24 protein-coding genes are annotated in these 21,848 nt (G+C 65.4%); 13 read left to right on the top strand and 11 right to left on the bottom strand.

The window, feature by feature from the left end:
• Positions 1-23 precede the first annotated feature (23 nt).
• On the top strand, positions 24-827 hold the full coding sequence (locus tag ACXYMN_RS03895) for a LamB/YcsF family protein (protein ID WP_459012127.1): 804 nt from the start codon (positions 24-26) through the stop codon (positions 825-827).
• On the top strand, positions 820-1,965 hold the full coding sequence (locus ACXYMN_RS03890) for an NAD(P)/FAD-dependent oxidoreductase (RefSeq protein ID WP_459012126.1): 1,146 nt from the start codon (positions 820-822) through the stop codon (positions 1,963-1,965). The genes ACXYMN_RS03895 and ACXYMN_RS03890 overlap by 8 nt, the downstream gene beginning before the upstream one ends.
• Positions 1,966-2,137: 172 nt before the next feature.
• Here ACXYMN_RS03890 and ACXYMN_RS03885 read toward each other — a convergent pair whose 3' ends face one another.
• A complete protein-coding gene (locus ACXYMN_RS03885) occupies positions 2,138-2,317 on the bottom strand; it encodes a hypothetical protein (protein WP_459012125.1) in 180 nt (59 codons plus the stop codon).
• Positions 2,318-2,323: 6 nt separating this feature from the next.
• The gene (gene hpt, locus ACXYMN_RS03880; RefSeq protein ID WP_459012124.1) at positions 2,324-2,863 is read right to left on the bottom strand and encodes a hypoxanthine phosphoribosyltransferase; all 540 of its coding nucleotides are present in this window, start codon (positions 2,861-2,863) and stop codon (positions 2,324-2,326) included.
• A gap of 70 nt (positions 2,864-2,933) precedes the next feature.
• On the opposite strand from hpt, the gene ACXYMN_RS03875 reads away from it, so the two are divergent.
• Positions 2,934-3,377, top strand: coding sequence for a type II toxin-antitoxin system RatA family toxin (locus ACXYMN_RS03875; RefSeq protein ID WP_459012123.1), 444 nt, complete (start codon positions 2,934-2,936; stop codon positions 3,375-3,377).
• A gap of 99 nt (positions 3,378-3,476) precedes the next feature.
• Positions 3,477-3,809 (top strand): hypothetical protein, encoded by a 333-nt coding sequence (locus ACXYMN_RS03870; RefSeq protein WP_459012122.1) that lies wholly within the window; start codon positions 3,477-3,479, stop codon positions 3,807-3,809.
• Between the two features lie 53 nt (positions 3,810-3,862).
• Here the strand turns inward: ACXYMN_RS03870 and ACXYMN_RS03865 are convergent, their stop codons facing one another.
• The 5 genes from ACXYMN_RS03865 to ispD form a co-directional block, all read right to left on the bottom strand.
• Positions 3,863-5,041 (bottom strand): ammonium transporter, encoded by a 1,179-nt coding sequence (locus tag ACXYMN_RS03865; protein WP_459012121.1) that lies wholly within the window; start codon positions 5,039-5,041, stop codon positions 3,863-3,865.
• A 173-nt stretch (positions 5,042-5,214) separates the two neighbouring features.
• Positions 5,215-5,688 (bottom strand): CinA family protein, encoded by a 474-nt coding sequence (locus tag ACXYMN_RS03860; protein WP_459012120.1) that lies wholly within the window; start codon positions 5,686-5,688, stop codon positions 5,215-5,217.
• Positions 5,688-6,173, bottom strand: a complete 486-nt coding sequence (locus tag ACXYMN_RS03855; RefSeq protein ID WP_459012119.1) for a phosphatidylglycerophosphatase A family protein — start codon at positions 6,171-6,173, stop codon at positions 5,688-5,690. The genes ACXYMN_RS03860 and ACXYMN_RS03855 overlap by 1 nt, the downstream gene beginning before the upstream one ends.
• Positions 6,170-6,649 carry a 2-C-methyl-D-erythritol 2,4-cyclodiphosphate synthase gene (gene ispF, locus ACXYMN_RS03850; RefSeq protein WP_459012118.1) on the bottom strand — a complete coding sequence of 160 codons (480 nt, stop codon included), beginning with the start codon at positions 6,647-6,649 and terminating at the stop codon, positions 6,170-6,172. Before ispF ends, ACXYMN_RS03855 begins: the two co-directional genes overlap by 4 nt.
• Entirely contained in the window at positions 6,630-7,301 is a 672-nt protein-coding gene (ispD, locus tag ACXYMN_RS03845; RefSeq protein WP_459012116.1) for a 2-C-methyl-D-erythritol 4-phosphate cytidylyltransferase, read from the bottom strand. The genes ispF and ispD overlap by 20 nt, the downstream gene beginning before the upstream one ends.
• 187 nt (positions 7,302-7,488) lie before the next feature.
• Between ispD and dusB the strand changes: the two genes are divergently transcribed.
• The 9 genes from dusB to hflX all read left to right on the top strand — a co-directional run bounded on the left by dusB (position 7,489) and on the right by hflX (position 19,570).
• Positions 7,489-8,466 (top strand): tRNA dihydrouridine synthase DusB, encoded by a 978-nt coding sequence (dusB, locus tag ACXYMN_RS03840; protein ID WP_459012115.1) that lies wholly within the window; start codon positions 7,489-7,491, stop codon positions 8,464-8,466.
• Positions 8,463-9,548, top strand: a complete 1,086-nt coding sequence (locus tag ACXYMN_RS03835) for a two-component system sensor histidine kinase NtrB (protein WP_459012114.1) — start codon at positions 8,463-8,465, stop codon at positions 9,546-9,548. Before dusB ends, ACXYMN_RS03835 begins: the two co-directional genes overlap by 4 nt.
• Positions 9,548-10,918, top strand: coding sequence for a response regulator (locus ACXYMN_RS03830; RefSeq protein WP_459012112.1), 1,371 nt, complete (start codon positions 9,548-9,550; stop codon positions 10,916-10,918). Before ACXYMN_RS03835 ends, ACXYMN_RS03830 begins: the two co-directional genes overlap by 1 nt.
• Positions 10,919-11,072: 154 nt before the next feature.
• A complete protein-coding gene (locus ACXYMN_RS03825) occupies positions 11,073-13,298 on the top strand; it encodes a sensor histidine kinase NtrY-like (protein WP_459012111.1) in 2,226 nt (741 codons plus the stop codon).
• 16 nt (positions 13,299-13,314) lie between these two features.
• The gene (ntrX, locus tag ACXYMN_RS03820) at positions 13,315-14,742 is read left to right on the top strand and encodes a nitrogen assimilation response regulator NtrX (protein ID WP_459012110.1); all 1,428 of its coding nucleotides are present in this window, start codon (positions 13,315-13,317) and stop codon (positions 14,740-14,742) included.
• A gap of 270 nt (positions 14,743-15,012) precedes the next feature.
• On the top strand, positions 15,013-16,398 hold the full coding sequence (gene trkA / locus ACXYMN_RS03815) for a Trk system potassium transporter TrkA (protein ID WP_459012109.1): 1,386 nt from the start codon (positions 15,013-15,015) through the stop codon (positions 16,396-16,398).
• Between the two features lie 3 nt (positions 16,399-16,401).
• Positions 16,402-17,916: a potassium transporter TrkG gene (locus ACXYMN_RS03810; RefSeq protein ID WP_459012108.1), complete on the top strand. Its 1,515-nt coding sequence runs from the start codon at positions 16,402-16,404 to the stop codon at positions 17,914-17,916.
• Between the two features lie 128 nt (positions 17,917-18,044).
• Positions 18,045-18,287: an RNA chaperone Hfq gene (hfq, locus tag ACXYMN_RS03805; protein ID WP_459012354.1), complete on the top strand. Its 243-nt coding sequence runs from the start codon at positions 18,045-18,047 to the stop codon at positions 18,285-18,287.
• On the top strand, positions 18,284-19,570 hold the full coding sequence (gene hflX, locus ACXYMN_RS03800; protein WP_459012106.1) for a GTPase HflX: 1,287 nt from the start codon (positions 18,284-18,286) through the stop codon (positions 19,568-19,570). The genes hfq and hflX overlap by 4 nt, the downstream gene beginning before the upstream one ends.
• A 46-nt stretch (positions 19,571-19,616) precedes the next feature.
• Here hflX and ACXYMN_RS03795 read toward each other — a convergent pair whose 3' ends face one another.
• The 4 genes from ACXYMN_RS03795 to ACXYMN_RS03780 all read right to left on the bottom strand — a co-directional run bounded on the left by ACXYMN_RS03795 (position 19,617) and on the right by ACXYMN_RS03780 (position 21,802).
• Positions 19,617-19,853, bottom strand: coding sequence for a hypothetical protein (locus ACXYMN_RS03795; protein ID WP_459012105.1), 237 nt, complete (start codon positions 19,851-19,853; stop codon positions 19,617-19,619).
• A 10-nt stretch (positions 19,854-19,863) separates the two neighbouring features.
• A complete protein-coding gene (locus ACXYMN_RS03790) occupies positions 19,864-20,109 on the bottom strand; it encodes a hypothetical protein (protein ID WP_459012104.1) in 246 nt (81 codons plus the stop codon).
• Positions 20,110-20,118: 9 nt separating this feature from the next.
• The gene (locus tag ACXYMN_RS03785; protein ID WP_459012102.1) at positions 20,119-20,364 is read right to left on the bottom strand and encodes a hypothetical protein; all 246 of its coding nucleotides are present in this window, start codon (positions 20,362-20,364) and stop codon (positions 20,119-20,121) included.
• Positions 20,365-20,431: 67 nt separating this feature from the next.
• Positions 20,432-21,802: a radical SAM protein gene (locus ACXYMN_RS03780; protein WP_459012101.1), complete on the bottom strand. Its 1,371-nt coding sequence runs from the start codon at positions 21,800-21,802 to the stop codon at positions 20,432-20,434.
• Positions 21,803-21,848 lie beyond the last annotated feature (46 nt).

The following is a 21,848-nucleotide window of genomic DNA, read 5'->3' as shown; positions in this document are numbered from 1 at the left end:
TCCCCCTTGCAAGACGCCGCCGCATGCCGTTCCCTTGGGGCATGGCGGGAAAGGGCACGGCGATGGCGGTCACACGGGTCGATCTGAATTCTGACATGGGCGAGGGCTTCGGGGCCTATACCTCGGGCGATGACGCGGCGATCCTCGGCATCGTGACCTCCGCCAACGTGGCCTGCGGCTTTCACGCGGGCGATCCGGAAATCATGGCGCAGGTCTTTGCCATGGCCAGGGAGCGTGGCGTGGCCATCGGTGCGCATCCGGGCTTCCCCGACCTCTGGGGGTTCGGACGCCGCAACATCCCCTTCACCACCGGCGAGATTGAGCGGCTGGTGGCCTACCAGATCGGTGCGGCGCAGGCGATGGCGACCTATGCGGGGCACCGGATCACCTATGTGAAACCGCATGGCGCGCTGGGCAATCTCGGTTCCCAGAACCGCGACATCGGCGACGCGGTGACCCGCGCGATCAAGGCGGTCGATCCGACGCTGGTGTCGCTGTCCATCGCGCTTGGCCATCAGGAACGATCCGCGCGCGAGGCGGGGCTGACCGTCGCCTCCGAGATCTTCGCCGACCGCGCCTACGAGGAGGACGGCACCCTGGTCAACCGCAAGAAACCGGGCGCGGTGATCCACGATCCGGACGTCGCTGCGGCGCGGGTCGCGCAGATGGTCAGGGAGGGCGCAATCGAGACGGTGTCCGGAAAGCGCCTGGAAACGCCCATTGATTCGATCTGCGTGCATTCCGACACGCCGGATGCGGTCAACCTTGCGCAGCGCGTAAAAGACGGCTTGCAAGCTGCAGGAATAGAAGTGAAATCGTTTGCCTGACCACGTGGTCATTCTGGGCGGGGCGGCGATGGGCAGCTTCACCGCCTGGAACCTGCGCCGGGAAGGTTTTGCCGGGCGCATCACGGTGATCGAACGCGACCCGACCTATGCACGGTCGTCCACGGCGCTGTCGGCGGCGTCGATCCGAACGCAATTCGACACGCCGCTTCTGGTCGAAATGTCGCTCTACGGCGCCGCCTTCCTGCGCGCGCGGGCCGCCGAGATGTGTTTTCGCGAAGCCGGGTACCTGGTTCTGGCAACCGCCGGTCAGGCCACGTCGCGTGCGGCACTGGTCGAGATGCAGACCCGCGCCGGGGCCGAGGTGGCGTTGCTGGACCAGGCCACGCTGCGGGCGCGGTTTCCCTTTCTTGCCACCGACGATCTGGCCTGCGGTGCGTTCGGCACCCGAAACGAAGGATGGTTCGACGCCTGGTCGTTGCTGACCCATGCCATGCGGGCCGCGAAAGCCGCCGGGGCGGCCTATGTCCGCACCGATGTGGACCAGGTCGTCGGACAGGGCGATGCGGTTACGGGCGTGCGCCTGATGGACGGCACGACGCTGCCCTGCGACTGGTGCGTGATCGCGGCGGGGGCCGGGTCGGCGCGTTTGGTGACCGGTCTGGGAATAGCGCTGCCGGTGGTACCCCGCAAACGCACGGCCTTTGCCTTTCGCGCACCGGTGGCGCAGGCGGGCTTTCCGATGATCTTCGACACCTCGGGGCTCTGGGTGCGGCCCGAGGGCGCGGGTTTTATCGGCGGTATTCAACCGCCGCCCGAGCGCGAAAGCGACGACCCGGACGACTTCGAGCCGGATCACGACCTGCTCGTCGATGCCTTCTGGCCGCCGCTGGCGCAGCGCATCCCCGCGATGGAGGAGCTGCGGCTCGACCGGGCCTGGGCAGGGCAATACGAAATGTGCACGCTGGACCAGAACGCGATCATCGGTCCGCATGACACATTCGCCAACCTCGTCTTCTGCACCGGGTTTTCCGGTCATGGCATCCAGCACGCACCGGCGGCAGGGCGCGGCGTGGCGGAGTGGATCGCCCATGGCGGCTACCGCACGCTCGATCTGTCACCGCTTGGCTGGGCGCGGGTGGCGGCGGGGCGGAAACTATACGAGGGGATGATCTATTGACCGGGCGATCAGCCTGCGGCGGATCCGCGTGTCATGCCCGGGCGCGGGGAACAGATGCGACGCGGCCCCGGATCAGGTCCGGGGCCGGGTGCGCGTCTGTCGACCGGCGCGGGTCAGCCCGATGCTGTCCGGATCGGGACCGACACATCTGGGCCGGGCATCCGGTTCTACCTTAGTCCGCGATCCGGTTGGGAGGGGCCGTGCGGTTCGTCGTCAGCGCATCGGGCCAGCCGATCCATCGTTCCACGGCATAAAGCGCGAGGCACGCTGCAAAGATCGCCAGCATGAACTTCACCTGACCCGCGCTCTTGGAGCGTTGCGCCCACATCCGCATGCGCATCAGCATCCGCATCGGGGTCTACTCCGTAAACCGCACCTTGCCGATACAGGGCAGGTTGCGGTCCCTCTGGGCGTAGTCGATGCCGTATCCGACGACAAATTCGTCCGGGATCTCAAAGCCGATCCAGTCCGCGCGCACCTCGACCTCGCGGCGCGACGGTTTGTCGAGCAATGCAATGGTGCGTAATTTGTGCGGATTGCGGCTTTCGAGCAACCGGATCACGTGGCTCAGCGTGTAGCCGGTATCGACGATATCCTCGACCACCAGCACGTCGCGCCCTTCGATGCCCGTCCGAAGGTCCTTGAGAATGCGCACCTCGCGGCTCGATTCCATGTTGTTCCCGTAGGACGATACTTCAAGAAAATCGACCTCGACCGGCAGGTTCAGTTCGCGCACCAGATCGGCGATGAACACGAAGGACCCGCGCAACAGCCCGACCACCACCAGCTTTTCGGTCCCGGCAAACTCGGTCGCGATTTCCTGGGCAAGCTTCTCGATCCGGGCGGCGATCGACTTGGCCGAAATCATCTCGTCAATGACATAAGCTGGCTGAGACATCCGGTTCCCTTGATTTTATCCGGTCTCTATACGACATCTTGGCACAGTGTCACCACCGGACCGGAGCCTTATGACCACCCATTCCGAAACAAAGACGCTGCCTTACAGCGCCGACCAGATGTACAGGCTCGTGGCCGATGTGGGCGATTACCCCGAATTCCTGCCGTGGTGCGCCGCGGCGCGGGTGCGGTCGACCGACGATCTGGGGGACAGGTGCGTGATGCTGGCCGATCTGGTCATCTCGTTCAAGGTGTTCCGGGAACGCTTCGGCAGCCGCGTGACGCTGTGGCCCGAGAAGCGGCAGATCGACACCGAATACCTGGACGGACCGTTCAAGTATCTGGAAAGCCGATGGACCTTTCGCGATGTGGATGGCGGTTGCGAGATCTCCTTCTTCGTGGATTTCGAGTTCAAGAACCGCATTCTGCAAGGGGCTGCGGGCATGTTTTTCTACGAGGCGATGCAACGGATCGTGCGCGCGTTCGAGCGGCGCGCGGCCACGTTGTACGCCTGAGACGTTAACCATCGGTTGCAAAACCTGCGGGCACGCCCGGATTTTGCCACGAAACCATCCGACATCTGTCGCGGGGGCGAGGCTGCGAAGGATAATGAGATGGTGCGAGCCGTCCCAGATCGCGATGGGTTTGTCGCTGCGATGCAGGATGCGGATATCGGTGCCGACGCCGCGTCCGCCGCATCCGTTGCGACAGGCCCGGTCCAGTTTGCGCGGGGCGCGGCGGCGGGCCCCGCGCGGGCCTTGGTGCCGGTCGGCCTGGCGGGGGGCGCGTGCGGGCGTCAGGGGCATCGCAGACCAGAGGCAGCGCCCCCCGGTCGCGGCCCTGCGGGGCGTCCGCCGCGTGGCTTCGAGGCCGCAGAAAACGGCTACATGATGAGCCAGATCGCCGCCGCGCCACCGGAAAAACCAGAAATCGACCGGATGTCCTGACACGCGAAGGGCGGGCCCGTTACAGGCCCGCCCGAAGGTTCGATGCATCCGCCCTAGCTGGCGTGGTCGTAGGCCCGTTCGCCATGCACCATGATGTCGAGGCCACTATGCTCGGTCTCTTCATCGACGCGCAGCGGGGTGATCGCCTTGGTCACGACAATCAGCACCACGGTCACGACGATGGTGAAGACGCCGACCACCGCAAGCCCGCCCAGCTGTGCAACCCAGCTTCCCGCCCCGAACAGCGCGATCATGATGGTGCCGAAGATGCCGCCGACGCCATGCACCGCGAAGACATCCAGCGTATCGTCGATCCGCAGCTTGTTGCGGATCAGGTTGACCGCTTCCTGGCAGAGGATGCCCGCCACGGCCCCGATGACCAGCGCCTCGACGGGGCCGACGAAGCCCGATGCGGGGGTGATCGAGGCAAGGCCCGCGATGGTGCCGGTTACCATGCCGACCATGGATGCCTTGCCGAACTTGATCCGTTCCCACAGCGCCCATGTCAGCGATGCCGTCGCTGCCGAGATATGCGTGACCGTCAGTGCCATCGCGGCCCCGCCATCCGCCGCCAGTTGCGAGCCACCGTTGAAGCCGAACCAGCCGACCCACAGCATCGCCGCGCCGATCATGGTGTAGCCGGGATTGTGCGGCGGCGTCGTCCGGTTCTGACGCGGCCCGAGGAACATCGCGATGACGATGGCGGCAAGGCCCGCCGTCTCGTGCACCACGATGCCGCCCGCGAAATCGCGCACGCCGGTCTCGCCGAAGATGCCGCCATCGGACAGCATGCCGCCGCCCCAGATCCAATGCACTACCGGCGCATAGCACAGCAGCATCCACAGACCCGAAAACACCAGCACAAAGCCAAAGCCGACGCGTTCCGCATAGGCACCGACAATCAGCGCCGGGGTGATGATGGCGAAGGTCATCTGGAAGGCAAAGAACAGGACCTCGGGCAGGGTGCCCGACAGGCTGTCGACGGTAACCCCGTTCAGAAAGGCCTTGCCGAGCCCGCCCCAGACCGCTCCACCGTCACCGAAGGCGATGGAATAGCCGACCGCGAACCACAGCACGCTCATCAGGCAGGCGATGGCGTAGCAGTGCATGAACACGCTAAGCACGTTGCGCGCCCGCACCAGCCCACCGTAAAACAGCGCGAGCCCGGGCAGTGTCATGAACAAGACAAGTGCCGTTGCGACGATGATCCAGGCGGTATCCGCTCCATTCATGGCGACTGTTCCCTCTGAGGTTTTTGTTGTCGCGGGGTGAAAGCGCAAAAAACAGGCGGCACAAAGCGGCGATGATGCTCAAGGGGGCAGAAAAAGCGCGCGATCCGGCAGGTGACTAAATTTTGGGCGACATTGCAGCGCCTGTGCCACATTATTTGGCGGTCTTGAGTCGCCTAGGTGTCGAGGGCCGCGATCATCAGCCCAAGCGCGTGATCGCGTGACGCGGCCCTGACGCGGGCCCGGCCCTGTGCGCCGAATTCGACCGTTTCGGTTTGCGTTCCTGTGGCCGTAGCCAGGGCGAAACAGACCCGGCCTTCGGGCTTGTGCTCTGACCCGCCGGGGCCCGCGATGCCGGTGACCGCGATGGCAAGGTCGGCATTTGCGGCGCGGCGCGCGCCCTCGGCCATCTCGGCGGCGACCGGTTCCGAGACCGCGCCGTGTGCCTCAAGCGTGGTGGTCCGGACGCCCAGCATCTCGGACTTGGCGGCGTTGGAATAGGTCACGAAGCCGCGCCCGAAGATGTCGGACGACCCGGCGATGTCGGTAATCGCCGCCGCGATCATGCCGCCGGTACAGCTTTCGGCGGTGGTGACGGTGGCGCCTTTCGCAACCGCCAGGTCCAGCAGGCGTTCCGCGAGCGCGCCCATCACATCGCCAGATGCCAAAGCGCGCCAAGCGCGAAGGTCGCCAACGCCGCGAAGACCCCCGCGATCAGGTCGTCAAGCATCACGCCCCAGGCGGTGCCCATGCGGTCCGCGCGCCCGACCAGCCACGGCTTCCAGATATCGAACAGCCGGAACAGCACGAAGCTCGCCACCCAGCCCGGCCAGAGCGCCAGAATGTCGGACCCGGTGAAATGCGCGCCATAGGCCACCGTCAGAAGCGCAATCCACTGGCCCGCGACCTCGTCGATCACGATCTCCGAGGGGTCATGATCCGTGGCGCCGAAGGTCTCGACACCGATGGCCCAGGTGCCCACGGCGATGACCGCCGCGATCCCCACCAGCGCGCCGAAAAAGCCGGTCAGCGTGTAGAGCCCCCAGAACATCGGCAGCGCGGCGAGCGAACCCCAGGTGCCGGGCGCGGGCCGAAGATTGCCCACCCCGAAGACCGTCGCGATCAGCCTGCTCATGCCGACACCAGTGCTGCGGTCGCCAGCGCCGCGATGCCTTCCTCGCGGCCGGTGAAGCCCAGCCGTTCCGACGTTGTGGCCTTGATCGACACGCGCGACCGCTCGATGCCCATGATTTCCGCCATTCGGTCGATCATGTTCGATGAATGCGGGGTAACCTTGGGTTTTTCGCAGATAATCGTCAGGTCTATGTTCGAAATTGTAAATCCGCGCGTGACCGCCAGATCGACTGCATGGCGCAGGAAGATGTCGCTGGCGGCCCCTTTCCACGCTGGTTCCGAAGGCGGAAAGTGCCGCCCGATATCACCCTCGGCGAGGGCGCCAAGGATCGCATCGGTGACCGCGTGCATGCCCACGTCGGCGTCCGAATGCCCGTCGAGCGCGAAGTCGTGGGGCACGTCGATCCCGCAAAGCGTGACATGATCGCCCGCCTTGAAGCGATGCACGTCGAAGCCGTTACCGAGGCGGATGTCCATTCTCTCTCTCCAGTATCGCAGCGGCGCGCGCGAAATCCGCGGGGCCGGTGATTTTCAGATTGTCCTCAGAGCCTTCGACAATGGCAACCGACATTCCCGCGGACCGCGCCACCGCGACGTCATCGGCGGCGGTGCCGTCACTGGCGCGATGGGCGGCGAGGATTGCGGCGAAGTGGAACCCCTGCGGCGTCTGCGCGCGGAACAAGCCGTTGCGCGGGTGCACCCCCGTGACGCGCCCGTCCGCCCCTGTCCACAGCGCATCCGTCACCGCAAGCGCGGGGGCCGCGCCTTGGGAATTCTCAAGCGCAGACAACACGTTGTCGATCACTCTTGAACTTACGCAGGGGCGGGCGACATCGTGAATCAAGACCAGGTCGGGCGGATCGTCTGCCAGCGCCTCGAGCCCGGCGCGCACCGATTCCCCCCGGGTTGTGCCCCCCGTCACGCACCGCACGGCGCAGCCCCCGAACAGCGCGTCCGCGCGCGCGGCATCGTCCGGGTGCACGACAAGAACCCGCGTGTTCGCGCGATCAAAGCGCGTCAGCGTCCATTGCGCCACCGTTTGTCCCGCGATGGTGCGCCATTGCTTCGGCTCCGTACCACCCGCCCGGGTGCCACGGCCGGCGGCAACGATGATGGCGGCGATGCGCATGGTCCGATCCTTGTTTCGGGCGGGGCCTGTGTATTTCAGCCGCCGGTCAGGCGCAACGCAGCGGGGCGTTTGCCTAAAAATTAGGCATGCGCGCATTTTCACAGCGCAGGTTGGCCGGTGTTGAATTGAAACATCGCCGACGACGGAGTAGCTGGATGTCACGTGCACAATAAAAAGGCGCGCTTTTGTGAACCTCGGCGATACGGACATAGCCCCTGCGGTTTTCCTCGCTCCTCTGGCGGGTATCACCGATCTTCCGTTCCGCAGCCTCGTGGCGGGTTTCGGCGCGGGGCTGGTGGTCAGCGAGATGATCGCGAGTCAGGAACTGGTACAGGGCAAATGGGCCACGCGCGAGAAGGCGGAGCTGGGCTTCGGGGTCGCCAACACCTCCGTGCAGCTGGCCGGTCGCGATCCATACTGGATGGCCGAGGCGGCGCGGTTCGTCGAAGCGTCGGGCGCGCGCATCATCGACATCAACATGGGGTGCCCCGCCAAAAAGGTGGTCGGGGGCTATTCCGGCTCTGCGCTGATGCGCGATCCGGATCACGCGCTGCGGTTGATCGACGCCGTGGCGGGGGCGGTGTCGGTGCCGGTCACGCTGAAGACGCGGCTGGGGTGGGACGACGGTATGCGCAACGCGCCGGAACTTGCCCGACGCGCCGAGGCGGCAGGGGTGCGGATGGTGGTGATCCACGGGCGCACGCGCTGCCAGTTCTACAAGGGCCATGCCGACTGGCGGGCCATCCGCGCGGTCAAGGACGCGGTCGACATCCCGGTGATCGCGAATGGCGATATCATCGACCCCGACACCGCCCGGACGGCGTTGGCGCAGTCGGGTGCGGATGGCGTCATGGTCGGGCGCGGGGCACAGGGCAAGCCCTGGGTGCTGGCCGAAATCGCCGCCGCGCGGGCCGGGTCGACGGCGCCGAAAATCCCGGAAGGCAGGGCGCTTCTTGAAATGGTATCAAATCACTACGAGGCGATGCTCACGTTCTATGGCAAGGCGCTTGGCCTGCGTGTCGCGCGCAAGCACCTGGGCTGGTACATGGATTATGTCGGCACACCGACAGCCCTGCGCCGCGAGGTGCTGACCGCCCCGGCACCAGAGGCCGTGCTGCGGCTCTTGCCCGCGGCGATCGTCGGATCAGTGGCGGCGGCGGCATGAACTCCGCCTTCGCGCTCTCGCTCTGGTCGTCGCTGCCGGTTCCGGCGCTGCTGATCGATGCAAACGACACCATCGTCGACATGAACCCCGCCGCCGAGGACTTCATGAACGTCTCGGCCAAGGGCGTCTTCGGGCAGCCGATCTGGGACCGGCTCGCGGTGGATGCGCCGATCGAGGAAAGTTTTGCCCGGGCGCGCGGCCATGGCACGCCGCTGTTCGTCAACGATGTCGATGTCGGCACCGGATCGCGCCCGCCAATGACCTGTTCGCTGCAGATTGCGCCGCTGCAGGGGCAGCCCGACTGGATGATCGTGATGATCAGTCCGCGCGAACTGGCCGGACGGATGACCCAGAACCATTCGGTGAAGTCGGCGGCGAAGTCGGCGATCGGTATGGCCGAGATGCTGGCGCATGAGATCAAGAACCCGCTCGCCGGCATCACCGGGGCGGCGCAGTTGCTGTCGATGGGGCTGAGCAAGGCCGATATGGAGCTGACCGACCTTATTGTCAGCGAAACGCGGCGGATCGTGAAACTGCTTGAGCAGGTTGAACAATTCGGCAACCTGTCGGCACCTGACAAGCGCCCGGTCAACATCCACGATGTGCTCGACCGGGCACGCCGCTCGGCGCTGCTGGGCTTTGGCGCGCATATGACCATGATCGAGGATTACGATCCGTCATTGCCTCTGGCTTACGGCGATCCGGACCAGCTGCTGCAGGTGGTGCTGAACCTGCTCAAGAACGCCTCGGAGGCGGCGGATCCGCGCCACGGCGGCAAGATCCGGCTGCGCACCTATTACGAACACAGCTTCCGGCTGCGGCGGGCCGACGGGTCGGGGCAGTCGCTGCCGCTGCAGATCGAGATCATCGACGACGGGCCGGGCCTGCCCGACGACATTCAGGGGGACGTCTTCGACCCCTTTGTCTCGGGCCGTGAAAACGGCACCGGGCTGGGCCTCGCGCTCGTCTCGAAGATCATTTCAGACCATGACGGCTGGGTCAGCGTTGACAGCGTTCCGGGGCGCACCGCGTTCCGCATCTCGTTGTCACTGGTGCCCAAGGACGCAAAGGAGACCGAGTGATGGATGGCACGGTACTGGTCGCAGATGACGACCGCACGATCCGTACGGTACTGACGCAGGCGCTGACGCGGGCGGGCTGCAAGGTGCACGCGACCTCGTCGCTGACCACGCTGATGCGCTGGGTCGCCGAGGGCAAGGGTGACGTGGTCATTTCGGACGTGGTCATGCCCGATGGCAACGGTCTGGAAATGCTGCCGAAAATCGAGCAGGACCGACCCGATCTGCCGGTCATCGTGATCTCGGCGCAGAACACGATCATGACGGCGATCCAGGCCGCCGAGGCCAAGGCCTACGACTATCTTCCCAAGCCGTTCGATCTGCCCGATCTGATGAAGCGCACCGCCCGCGCGCTGGAAAGCCGCAACCGCACCCCGCGCCGCGACGAACCCGCCGAAAACGCCGATGGCCCGGACGCGTTGCCGCTGGTCGGGAAGACGGTCGCGATGCAGGCGCTGTACCGGCTGATCGCCAAGGTCATGAACACCGATCTTCCGGTGCTGATTTCGGGCGAATCGGGCACCGGCAAGAGCCTGATTGCCCGCACAATCCACGACTTCTCGGATCGGCGCAGCTTGCCCTTCGTGATCGTCACCGGCAGCGAATTGTCCGATCTCGAAGGCCCCGCCCGGGTCTTGGCGCGGGTCAGGGGCGGTACGCTGCTGATCGACGAGGTTGGCGATTTCGACGAGGATCTGCAGGCCCGTATCGTGCGCATGATGGACATGTCCGGCGATCACGCGCCGCGCTTCATGGCGACGTCGCAGGCCGATCTGGCCTCAGCGATGGAAGAGGGCAGGGTGCGCCGCGATCTGTACTACCGGCTGTCCGGCGCGACGATCCAGGTGCCTGCCTTGCGCGAACGGGTCGACGATATCGCGCTGCTGAGCGATCATTTCCTGTCCCGGATCGATCGCGAGGGCGGTGCCCCGCGCTGGCTGTCGCCGGACGCGGTCGAGGTCTTTCGCGCCTATTCCTGGCCCGGCAACGTGCGTCAGCTTGAAAACGCCGTGCGCCGCCTGTCGCTGACCGCGCGCACCGACGAGATTACCCGTTCCGAGGTCGAGGCGGTGCTTGGCAACCAGCCCGAGACCGGACCGATGCAGCGGGGCGCGGATACCGAAAAGCTGGGGTCGTCGGTGGCGCGCCATCTGCGGCGCTACTTCGATCTGCACGGCAACATGCTGCCGCCGCCCGGGCTCTATACCCGTATTCTGCGGGAAATTGAATCGCCGCTGATCGAGATCGCGCTGGAAGCGACCGGCGGAAACCAGGCGAAATGCGCCGATCTTCTGGGAATCAACCGCAATACGCTGCGTAAAAAGATCACCGACCTCGATATTCGCGTGACACGCAGGCGCAAGTTGATGTAAAACCGCAACATAACCGTGGCCCCGCTACCCGTTGCAGCGGTGAGACCACAACATATGGCGGTAGGTCGCCTCGTGCGACCAAAGATGACGAGGGTCGGCTGTGGCCACTCGGGCACGGAACTGGAACTGGGCGCGCGTCGCGCAACTCAGGCGCATGCGGCGCGTACAGAATGCCGCGACCCTGGGGCTGGTGCTTCTGGGTCCGGTTCTTGCTGTCTGCACCTATCTTGTTCTCGGGCCGCTTCAGGCGGGCGGGCGCAGCGATCTGAGCCTGCGGCTCGTGTTGCTGGCGGATCTGGTCTATGTGCTTTTGGTGGCGGCGCTTGTGCTGTCGCGGGTGGCGGGGCTTGTCGCGGCGCGGCGGGCCAAATCGGCTGGGTCGCGGCTGCATCTGCGGCTGACCGGCGTCTTCGCGCTGATGGCGCTTCTGCCCACCATCACCGTGGCCGTCTTTGCCGTCCTGACCATAAATATCGGCCTTGAGACATGGTTCTCGACGCGCGTGCAGAACGTCGTCGGTGCCTCGCTTTCGGCCGCGGAGGCCTACGGCGAGGAACATCGCGCCGACCTGATCGAGGATGCCCTGGCCCTGGCGCGGTTTCTCGATGCCAACCGCCGCGACCAGCCGTTCATGGATGACGGCGAGTTGCGCCAGCTTCTGGGCAGCGGTCAGGCGCAGATCCAGCGCGGGCTGCGCGAGGCCTACGTGATCGACGGCAATCGAGAAATCCGGGCGCGCGGCGAACGCTCTTACCTGTTCGACTTCGAACGCCCGACGACCGCGCGCCTCGATGCGGCGCGCAAGGATGGCGTGTCGGTGATCGAGGATTGGGACAACAACGAGTTCCGCGCGCTGGTGCCGCTGGCGGCGTTCGTCGACCGGTTTCTCTATGTCAGCCGCGAGGTCGATGGCGGCATCCTCAACCTGCTCGACGAAACCCAGGAAACCGCGCGTTTCTACCAGCAGCAGGAAAGCGAGAGGGGCAGGCGGGTCTTCGACTTCGCGCTGCTCTATCTGGGATTTGCGGTGCTGCTGATCCTTGCCGCGGTCTGGCTGGGCCTGTGGTTCGCCGAACGTCTGTCGCGCCCGGTGGGCCGGCTGACCGGGGCCGCGCAACGGGTCGGCGCGGGCGACCTGGACGTGCATGTACAGGAAGACACCGGCGACGACGAGATCGCCATGCTGGGGCGCTATTTCAACCAGATGACCCGGCAACTCAAGGGCCAGCGCGAGCGCCTGCTTGAGAACACCCGCCAGATCGAACGCCGCCAGCGGCTGTTCGATTCGGTGCTGTCGTCGGTCACGTCCGGCGTGGCGGGGCTGGACCCCAATGGCCGAGTGGCCTTCGTCAACCGCTCGGCCGAGCGGCTGCTGGGGCTGGCAGAGGACCGCGCCGAATTGCCGATCCGGGTGGCGGTGCCGGAATTCGGGCCGCTGTTCGATCGGCTGATCGAGTCCGGGGCGGAAGTGGCGCAGGAAGAGATCAAGGTCAGCCGCGAGGGGCGGCTCGAGAACCTGCTGGTGCGCATGTCCACCCGGCGTCGCGACGACGGCGGGCTTGAAGGCTATGTGGTGGCCTTCGACGATGTTACCGACCTGGTATCGGCCCAGCGGATGGCGGCCTGGGGCGATGTGGCCCGCCGCATCGCGCACGAGATCAAGAACCCGCTGACGCCGATCCAGCTGTCGGCGGAACGGATCAAGCGCAAGTTCGGCCGCAGCCTGCCCCCCGAGGATGCCGAAAAGCTGGACCAGATGACCGGTGTCATCATCCGGCAGACCGGCGATCTGCGGCGCATCGTCGACGAGTTCTCGAAGTTCGCCCGCATGCCGGAGCCCGAACGCCGTCCCGAAAACCTGACCGAATTGCTGCAGGGCGCCATCCTGCTGCAGGAAACCGGCCAGCCCGGCGTGCGCTTTGTTACCGATCTGCCCGACGCGAAGATCGCCGCAGAGGTGGATTCCACGATGATCTCGCAGGCGCTGACCAACCTTATCAAGAACGCGGGCGAGGCCACCGAAAGCCTGCGCGAACAGGGCCGCGCGCCCGACGGCTACCGACCCGAGATCCACATACGCCTTCACATGGTCGAGGACGGTCGTGCCGAGATCACCATCGCCGACAACGGCATCGGGTTGCCCGAGGACCGCGCGCGGCTCTTCGAGCCATATGTGACCACCCGCGACAAGGGCACGGGCCTCGGACTGCCCATCGTCAAGAAGATCATCGAGGAACATGGCGGCACGCTGTCGCTGGAAGATGCGCCGGCCTTCACCGACGGCGCCCATCACGGTGCGATGGCGGTGATCCGCCTTCCCGCATCGGCATCACCAACCGGGGACCGGCCCGGCATTCGCGCAAAAGAAGAAACGGTATGACAGAGGGAATTGAGACATGAGCGACATTCTGATCGTCGACGATGAACGCGATATCCGTGAACTCATCGGCGACATTCTGGAGGATGAGGGGTTCACCATCCGTCTCGCAGGCAACTCGAACGAGGCCATGGCCGAAATCAACAGCGAGCCACCGGCGCTGATCATCCTCGATATCTGGCTGAAAGACAGCAAGATGGACGGGATCGACATCCTCAAGACCGTCAAGCGCGACAATCCGGACGTGCCGGTCGTGATCATCTCGGGGCATGGCAATATCGAGATCGCGGTCGCGGCGATCCGGCAGGGCGCTTATGATTTCATCGAAAAGCCGTTCAACATCGACCAGTTGCTGGTGGTGATCCGCCGTGCCATGGAGACCTCGCGTCTGCGCCGCGAAAATCACAAGCTCAAGCGGCGCGAAACCGACGTTGCCGAGATGATCGGCGACAGCCCGGTGTTCCGCAATCTCGTTACCCAGCTCGACAAGGTGACCAAATCCAACGGGCGGGTGATGCTGACTGGCCCCGCGGGCTGCGGCAAGGAGGTTGCCGCGCGCTACATCCACACCAATTCGAACCGCGCCTCGGGGCCCTTCGTGACGGTGAACTGCGCGGGCATCACGCCTGAATCGATGGAAGAGATGCTGTTCGGACGCGAAACCCCGGATCGCGGCATCGAGCCGGGCCTGCTCGAGCAGGGCCATGGCGGCATCGTCTACTTCGACGAGGTGGCCGACATGCCGCTGGGCACCCAGTCCAAGATCCTGCGCGTGCTGGTCGACCAGCAGTTCGTCCGGGTCGGCGGGCAGGACAAGGTGCGCGTCGATCTTCGGGTGATCTCGTCCACCAACCGCGATCTCGCCGCCGAGATCGAGGCCGGGACCTTCCGCCAGGAGCTGTATCACCGCCTGAATGTGGTGCCGATCGCGGTGCCGTCGCTCGAGGACCGGCGCGAAGATATCTCGACCCTGGCCGAGCATTTCATCGCCCAGTGTCACAAGTCCCAGGGGCTGCCGCACCGGGCGCTGTCGGAAGATGCCATCGCGCTCTTGCAGACCATGGTCTGGCCGGGCAACGTGCGCCAGCTCAAGAACCTGATCGAACGCGTGCTGATCCTCGGCGACAGCACCGACCCGATCGAGGCGGGTGAACTGCCGCAGGAATCCGCGCGCGGCGGCGACGGCGATGGCCGCGTCGTGCTGGCGGGCACGCTGGCGACGATGCCGCTGCGCGAAGCCCGCGAGGCCTTCGAACGGGAATACCTGCTGACCCAGATCAACCGCTTCGGCGGCAACATCTCGCGCACGGCGAATTTCGTCGGGATGGAACGGTCCGCCCTGCACCGCAAGCTGAAATCGCTGGGGGTGGTCACCTCGGCCAAGGGCGGTGCCCGCATCGCGCATGTGGGCGAGAACGAGGATGAAATGGAGCGCCAGACAGCCTGACCGAGGGGGACGGTCGGACGCGGCTGTCAACCGGACGCGCCGTCTTTGGCGTTGCCGTTCCCCGCACCGCGCCGGGTGTGAATTGTCCGCCCCCGGGCGGACAAGAGAGGGCTGTGCCCTCTGATGCGCGGCAGGGACCCGCGGTCCCTGCGGCCAGACCTGCGCACGGGGCCTTCAGGCACCGTGCCCCATCGGATCAAGCGGCGCCAGATTGACGCGTCCGCTGGGCCGTGTCAGACCCGGACAAGCTGAACCCAGGCGGGAATATTCATGAAAGTCATCATCTGCGGCGCGGGCCAGGTCGGCTGGCAGATCGCCCGGCACCTGTCCGGCGAACGCAACGACGTCACCGTGGTCGACAACAATGCCGATCTGGTGCGCCGCGCGACCGAAACCCTCGACGTCCAGGGGATCGCGGGCTTCGCCTCCTATCCCGACGTGCTCGAGAGGGCGGGCGCGTCCGATGCCGAGATGATCATCGCCGCCACCTATTCCGACGAGGTCAACATGGTCACCTGCCAGGTGGCCCACTCGATCTTCTCGATCCCGCGCAAGATCGCGCGCCTGCGGGCGCAAAGCTATCTCGATGCGATCTATTCCGATCTCTATCGCCGCGACCACCTGCCCATCGACGTGGTGATCTCGCCCGAGCGCGAAGTGGCGGACGCCGCGCTGCATCGGCTCGAGGCACCGGCGGCCTTCGACACCGAGACCTTCCTCGATGCGGGCGCGCAGCTTCTGGGCCTGACCATCGACGAGGATTGCGCGGTGGTGAACACGCCGCTGCGCCAGCTGACCGACCTGTTTTCGACGCTGCGCGCGGTGGTGGTCGGCGTGCGCCGCGAAGGCACGCTGTTCGCGCCCGAACCGGGCGACCAGATCTTCATCGGCGACAGCGCCTATGTCATGGTCCAGACCGAGGATGTCGCCCGCACGCTCGAGATCTTCGGCAAGCCCAACCGCAAGCAGGAACGCGTCGTCATCATCGGTGGCGGCAATGTCGGCCTGATGGTCGCCCGCGCGCTGGAGGACCGCGAACACCGCATTCGCGCCAAGGTGATCGAAAAGAACCGCAAATGCGCCGAACGCGCCGCCGAGGAACTGGAAAAGACCATCGTCCTGCATGGCGACGGGTTGGATACCGCGCTTCTGGCCGAGGCCAATATCGGCCGCGCCGACGCGGTGCTCTGCGTCACCGATGACGACAAGACCAACATGCTGGCGGCGGTCCGAGCCAAGGCGCAGGGCTGCCCGATGGCGATCGTGCTGATCAACGATCCCACGCTGGTGCCACTGATGAAGCCCTTGGGGATCGACGCCTATATCAACCCGCGCGCCACCACCGTGTCGTCGATCCTGCGCCACATCCGGCATGGCCGGGTGCGGTCGGTCTACTCCATCGGCGATGCCGAGGCCGAGGTGATCGAGGCCGAGGTCCTGTCGACGTCGCCCATCGCCGGGCAGGCGGTGCGCGACATCGACTTTCCCGAAGGCGTGCTGGTCGGCGCGTTGCGCAAGGGCGGCAGCAAGGGCAAGGTCGTGAAGATTTCCGGTGCTACCCGGGTCGAGGAAGGCGACCAGATCGTGCTATTCGCGCTCTCGAAGGACGTGCCCGCTGTCGAGACGCTGCTGCAGGTCTCCATCGACTTTTTCTGAGCGATGGACCGGCTTCTCTCCATCCCCTTCCTGCTGCTGCTGGCGGGCGTCGGATCGCTGGCGATGCTGGCCCCCGCCGGTCTGGCCCTGGTGTACGAGGATTTCCACGACGCGCGCGCGTTCTTCTACTCGGCGGTGCTGGGACTTCTGGTCACCACGCTGACCGCCATGACGCAGATGGGCACACCGCATAACCGAAGCGCGATCCGGCAGTTGTTCGCGCTGTTGCTGGGCTTCATGCTGCTGCCGGTCATGCTGGCCGTGCCGTTCCACCATGCCATTCGGAATACCAGCTTTCTCAATGCCTATGTCGAGATGGTCTCGGCGCTGACCACCACCGGGGCCACGCTGTTCGCGCCCGAGCGCCTGTCCGTTGCCGAACATCTCTGGCGGGCCGAGGTGGGCTGGATGGGCGGGTTGCTGATGTGGATCGCGGCGGCGGCGATCCTGGCGCCGCTGAACCTCGGCGGCTTCGAGGTCACGGCGGTGTCCGAGCCGGGCCAGGCCAGCGCCCCGGGGGCCGCGCATCGCGACCAGGCCGACCCGCGCCAGCGACTGGCCCGGGCCAGTCACGCGCTGGTGCCGGTCTACATGGGGCTGACGCTGGTGCTCTGGCTGTTGCTGATGATCGCGGGCGACCGCCCCTTCGTGGCGCTTTGTCACGCGATGTCGACGATGGCGACCTCGGGCATCTCGCCGGTGGGCGGGCTTGCCAATGGCAGTTCCGGCATCTTCGGCGAAATGGTCATCTTCTGCTTTCTGTTCTTTGCCCTGTCGCGCGTGACGTTCTCGGACGACACGTCGGCGGCGCGACGCCAGGGTCTGCTGAACGACCCGGAGTTCCGCATCGGCCTTGCGATTGTCGTGGCCGTGCCGCTGATCCTGTTCTCGCGGCACTGGCTGGCCTCGTTCGACATCGGCGCCGAAGAGAACCTGATCCTGGGTTTCAGCGCCTTCTGGGGGGCGGCCTTCACCACGCTGTCCTTCCTGACCACAACCGGCTTCGCAAGCGCCGACTGGGCGCAGGCGCAGGGATGGTCAGGGCTGAACACACCGGGGCTGATCCTGATGGGGCTGGCGATCATGGGCGGTGGCGTCGCAACCACGGCGGGCGGGGTCAAGCTGTTGCGGGTCTTTATCCTGTATCTCAACGCCCGCCGCGAAATGGAGCGCCTGATTCACCCCAATTCGGTCGGACGCTCGGGCCTTCTGAGCAGGCGGACCCGCCGCGAAGGGGCTTTTATCGCCTGGGTGTTCTTCATGATCTTCGCGCTGACCCTGTCGGGCGCGGTGCTGGCGTTTTCGGCCTTCGGCATCCGGTTCGAGGGGGCGTTCGTGCTGGCGCTGGCCGGGCTCACCAATACCGGGCCGCTGGTGACGCTGGCCACCGAGATGCCGCTGCCGCTGGCGCAATACAGCGCGATGGTGAAGGGAACGCTTGCGGCCACGATGGTGCTCGGGCGGCTCGAGGTGCTGGCCTTCGTGGTGATGCTGTCGCCCGATCTGTGGCGCGATTGACGCCCGCGCGGGCGCGCAGGCAGGCGTTTTCTTGATTTGCTCTGGAAACTCGCGCAGGCGCAATCCATACTCTCGCTCGGCGAGGGGCGCCACGGTCCATGGCGCAGACAAGAACAAAAGGCTTTTCAATGGCTTCTGATAAACAAAATCTCCAGGATGCATTTCTTAATCACGTTCGCAAAACCAAGGTCCCGGTGACGGTCTTTTTGATCAACGGCGTCAAATTGCAGGGCGTCATTACCTGGTTTGACAACTTTTGCGTGCTTTTGCGCCGCGATGGGCAATCCCAGCTGGTCTACAAGCACGCGATCAGCACGATCATGCCTGCGCAACCGATCAACCTCTATGATGGCGACGGCGAGGGGTCTTGAACGAACACGACGCGCATGTGACCCGCGCCTGGGTCCTGCATCCCAACATCAAGAGCGACCGCGACCGCCGCGATGCCGAGATCGCCATCGACGAAGCGGTGGCGCTTGCCGTGGCGTTGCCGAACCTCGAAGTGGTGGGCCAGACCATCGTGCCGCTGCCGAAGCCGCATCCGGGCGAGTTGTTCGGCAAGGGCAAGATCGAGGAACTGGGCCGCATTTTCCAGGAACACGAGGTCGAGCTGGTCCTTGTCGATGGGCCGGTCACGCCGGTCCAGCAACGCAACCTCGAACGCGCCTGGAAGGTGAAACTGCTCGACCGGACCGGGCTGATCCTTGAAATCTTCTCGGACCGCGCCGCCACCCGCGAAGGCGTTCTGCAGGTCGAGATGGCGCATCTGAGCTATCAGCGCACCCGCCTCGTTCGGGCCTGGACACACCTTGAACGCCAGCGCGGCGGGCTTGGCTTTGTCGGCGGCCCCGGCGAGACCCAGATCGAAGCGGACAGGCGGGCCATCGACGAGCAACTGGTGCGGCTGCGCAGGCAACTGGACAAGGTGGTCCGCACCCGGTCGCTGCACCGCGCGGCGCGGGCCAAGGTGCCGTTCCCGATCGTGGCGCTGGTGGGCTATACGAACGCGGGCAAGTCGACGCTGTTCAACCGTCTGACCGGGGCCGAGGTGATGGCCAAGGACATGCTGTTCGCGACCCTCGATCCGACCATGCGCGCCGTCACGCTGGCCTCGGGGCCAGAGGTCATCCTGTCGGACACGGTGGGCTTCATCTCGAACCTGCCGACCGAACTGGTCGCGGCCTTCCGCGCCACCCTCGAAGAGGTGACGGCGGCGGACCTGATCGTGCATGTGCGCGACATCGCCCATCCCAATACCGAAGAACAGGCCGCGGATGTCGGCGCGATCCTGGCCTCGCTCGGTCTGGACGACGCGACGCCGCAGCTTGAGGTCTGGAACAAGATCGACATGCTCGACGACGAGGCGCGAACAGGCTTTTCGGCCCGGGCCGAGCGTGAAGAGGACGTCTTCGCGATCTCGGCGCTGACCGGCGAAGGTCTCGACGCCTTTCTTGAGGCCGTGGCCGAGAGACTCGAGGGCGAAACCCGTCTGGAAGAGATCAGCCTGGGCTTTGCGGACGGGCGCAAGCGCGCCTGGCTGTTCGAGCGCGGACTGGTCGAATCCGAAACCCAGGGCGATGACGGCTACACCCTGTCGGTGCGCTGGTCCGCCAAGGACGCGGCGCGTTTCGCGCGGGTCGGGTCGCAGGAATAACAGTCGGCACACCGGCCCCCGCGGGGGCGCGGGGGCCAGCTCCTGCTCAGCGGCGCAAGCGCCCGCCACCAAGCATTCCACCGACCAGATTGCATTGCGGGCTGTTGCATTGGCAATTGTTTGGCGTGTTGGTGATCGCGCCACCGGCGAGGTCGATCCTGGCCATGGTGTCGCCAAGTTCGGCCGCGGCTGACAGGCGCAGGTTCCAAAGCTGCGTCTCGGCGGCGGCGATGGCCCGTCTGGCCTCTGCCGCCGCCGCGATCTGCTGTGTTGTCAGCGTCACCGCCTGCCGCCTACCGACGGACGACGCCCGGATTGACCGTGGTGGCGAGACCTTCTTGCAGCGCTCCGCATTGCACGTTGCAGCCGCAATTGTTGATATCGTCCGCCACGGACGCCCCGATGCGTTCGAGAACCGATGCGGTGTTGCCGCTATCGACAGCCGCGCTCAGCCGCAGGTTCCACAATTGGGTCTGCGCCTCGATCTTGGACTTCTGCGCCTCCGAGATCGTCTTCACCTGTTGGGGGGTAAGTGCCATTTTATCCTCCTATCGCCGGTTCAGACCGGCGGGATTGACAAGTCCGCCGATGTCCTCGCGCAGCGCACCGCACTGCACGTTACAGCCGCAGTTGTCGATCTTGTCTTCGACCGGGCTGGACAGATGGTCCATCACCGAGCCGACGTCGCCCGCATCCACCAGCGCTTCGAGCCGGGTGTTCCAGAGCGTCATCTGCGCGTCGATGATCTGTTTTCGCGCGGCCATGGCTTCATTGGCCAGTTTCTTGGTGTCCATAACAATTTCCTTTCAAAGGTCTTTCGTTATCGATCGGGCGGGTCGCCCGCCCGGGTATCCGCGGCGGTCAGGCCGCGGAAGGCTGGTCGGCGTCCATCAATTGATGCGCGGCGACCGTGACCATGCGTTCGTAATCGGCAGCGGTGAACGGGCAGGGGGGCTCTCCCTGATCCATCGCCGCCAGCGGGCAGGCGCGGCTCTGGCAGGCGGCTGAGAACGAACAGGTGTTGCACTTGCCGCTGGGCGAATGCGGCAGGACCCAGGATCGCCACTTGGCGCTGTCGATCTCGAGCGTGCCGTCGGGATAAAGCTTGCCGACCTTGTTGCGGTCGTCCTCGAAGGCGACGGTGCATTTGTAGATCGTCCCGTCCGAACCCACGACCATTGACGATGCCTTGCCCGCGTAGCAGGCAGCACCATGCGGTTTCAGCGCATCCAGCGCCGAGGTCGCGGGAAAGCCATGGCATTGCGACTGCTTCATCAGCCCCAGCCTTGCCTCGGCGGCGCTTTGTTCCGCGACCACGGCCATGACGTCGTCGTTTGGCCCGCCCCAGCGACCGACAGCGTGAAAATCCAGAAAGAAGCGCGGGTCCGACGCCAGTTCGGGCGCGGCTTCGGCCAGGAAGTCGTCGATGGTGCGGATCGTCAGCAGGTTGAAATTGACCCGCACCGCCACCGAGAAGTCCCGATCCTGCCTGGTCATGCCCACGAGGTTGTTGAAGATGCGCCGGTAGGTGGGCTGCCCGCCGCGCAGGCGGCGCACGGTATCATGCGCCTCTTCCGAGCCGTCGATGGTGATCTGGAAATGCTCGATCCCGGCATCGAGAAGCCGTTCGACCGTGACATCGTCGAGAAAGTAGCCGTTGGTGGTGATCGCCGCGCGATAGCGGATCCCGGCCTCGGCGCAAAGCCTCTGAAACTCCGCCGACAGGTCGTAGATCACGTCGCGGGCGATGCAGGGTTCGCCGCCGAACCAGCCGACGTTCAGAAGCTGCATGTTGTCGATCTCGCGCGCCACATGGGCCTTGAGACCCGCGACGATCTCGGGGCTCATCTTGCCGCGCTCGAAGCTCTCGTAGCAGTAGGTGCAGCGGAAATTGCAGTCCTCATGCGGCAGGATGATGATATGCGTGCCGTAGTCCCGTTCGCGTTGCAGAAGATCCTCGGCGCGGGTTTCCTCGTCCAGTTCCTCGGGCACGACAAAGCCCTGCCGCAGCAATTCCTGGGCGAATGCGTCGCGCGCGGTCAGCACCGGCTGCTCGGCCCGGTTCTTCTGCCGCAGGGTGTCAAGCCAGGCACCGATCTGGCGCGTGGCGTCAGGCGGAACCCGCAAGAGCGCGCCCATGAAGCTGTTGTGCAGAAAACCACCGGAGGTGTCGGTATCGGGAATGTATCGGGCATACCTCGAGGCACGCCACACGGAGTCCGTATGGGACATAAAATTTCTCCTGAGGAATAAAATTTGAACTAATTGGAATCAACTA

It is taken from the genome of Roseivivax sp. CAU 1753, from assembly GCF_054482575.1.
This window is presented reverse-complemented; position numbering and strand designations above follow the sequence as displayed.

Excerpts from the sequence above, each read along its gene's own strand:
- ntrX (WP_459012110.1), top strand. The coding sequence starts at position 13,315 with ATGAGCGACATTCTGATCGTCGACGATGAACGCGATATCCGTGAACTC.
- ACXYMN_RS03870 (WP_459012122.1), top strand. The coding sequence starts at position 3,477 with ATGGTGCGAGCCGTCCCAGATCGCGATGGGTTTGTCGCTGCGATGCAG.
- ACXYMN_RS03835 (WP_459012114.1), top strand. The coding sequence starts at position 8,463 with ATGAACTCCGCCTTCGCGCTCTCGCTCTGGTCGTCGCTGCCGGTTCCG.
- ispD (WP_459012116.1), bottom strand. The coding sequence starts at position 7,301 with ATGCGCATCGCCGCCATCATCGTTGCCGCCGGCCGTGGCACCCGGGCG.
- ACXYMN_RS03830 (WP_459012112.1), top strand. The coding sequence starts at position 9,548 with ATGGATGGCACGGTACTGGTCGCAGATGACGACCGCACGATCCGTACG.
- ACXYMN_RS03825 (WP_459012111.1), top strand. The coding sequence starts at position 11,073 with ATGCGGCGCGTACAGAATGCCGCGACCCTGGGGCTGGTGCTTCTGGGT.
- hpt (WP_459012124.1), bottom strand. The coding sequence starts at position 2,863 with ATGTCTCAGCCAGCTTATGTCATTGACGAGATGATTTCGGCCAAGTCG.
- ACXYMN_RS03875 (WP_459012123.1), top strand. The coding sequence starts at position 2,934 with ATGACCACCCATTCCGAAACAAAGACGCTGCCTTACAGCGCCGACCAG.
- ACXYMN_RS03855 (WP_459012119.1), bottom strand. The coding sequence starts at position 6,173 with ATGAGCAGGCTGATCGCGACGGTCTTCGGGGTGGGCAATCTTCGGCCC.
- trkA (WP_459012109.1), top strand. The coding sequence starts at position 15,013 with ATGAAAGTCATCATCTGCGGCGCGGGCCAGGTCGGCTGGCAGATCGCC.
- ispF (WP_459012118.1), bottom strand. The coding sequence starts at position 6,649 with ATGGACATCCGCCTCGGTAACGGCTTCGACGTGCATCGCTTCAAGGCG.
- ACXYMN_RS03780 (WP_459012101.1), bottom strand. The coding sequence starts at position 21,802 with ATGTCCCATACGGACTCCGTGTGGCGTGCCTCGAGGTATGCCCGATAC.
- ACXYMN_RS03790 (WP_459012104.1), bottom strand. The coding sequence starts at position 20,109 with ATGGCACTTACCCCCCAACAGGTGAAGACGATCTCGGAGGCGCAGAAG.
- ACXYMN_RS03865 (WP_459012121.1), bottom strand. The coding sequence starts at position 5,041 with ATGAATGGAGCGGATACCGCCTGGATCATCGTCGCAACGGCACTTGTC.
- ACXYMN_RS03860 (WP_459012120.1), bottom strand. The coding sequence starts at position 5,688 with ATGGGCGCGCTCGCGGAACGCCTGCTGGACCTGGCGGTTGCGAAAGGC.
- ACXYMN_RS03785 (WP_459012102.1), bottom strand. The coding sequence starts at position 20,364 with ATGGACACCAAGAAACTGGCCAATGAAGCCATGGCCGCGCGAAAACAG.
- ACXYMN_RS03885 (WP_459012125.1), bottom strand. The coding sequence starts at position 2,317 with ATGCGGATGCTGATGCGCATGCGGATGTGGGCGCAACGCTCCAAGAGC.
- ACXYMN_RS03810 (WP_459012108.1), top strand. The coding sequence starts at position 16,402 with ATGGACCGGCTTCTCTCCATCCCCTTCCTGCTGCTGCTGGCGGGCGTC.
- hfq (WP_459012354.1), top strand. The coding sequence starts at position 18,045 with ATGGCTTCTGATAAACAAAATCTCCAGGATGCATTTCTTAATCACGTT.
- ACXYMN_RS03895 (WP_459012127.1), top strand. The coding sequence starts at position 24 with ATGCCGTTCCCTTGGGGCATGGCGGGAAAGGGCACGGCGATGGCGGTC.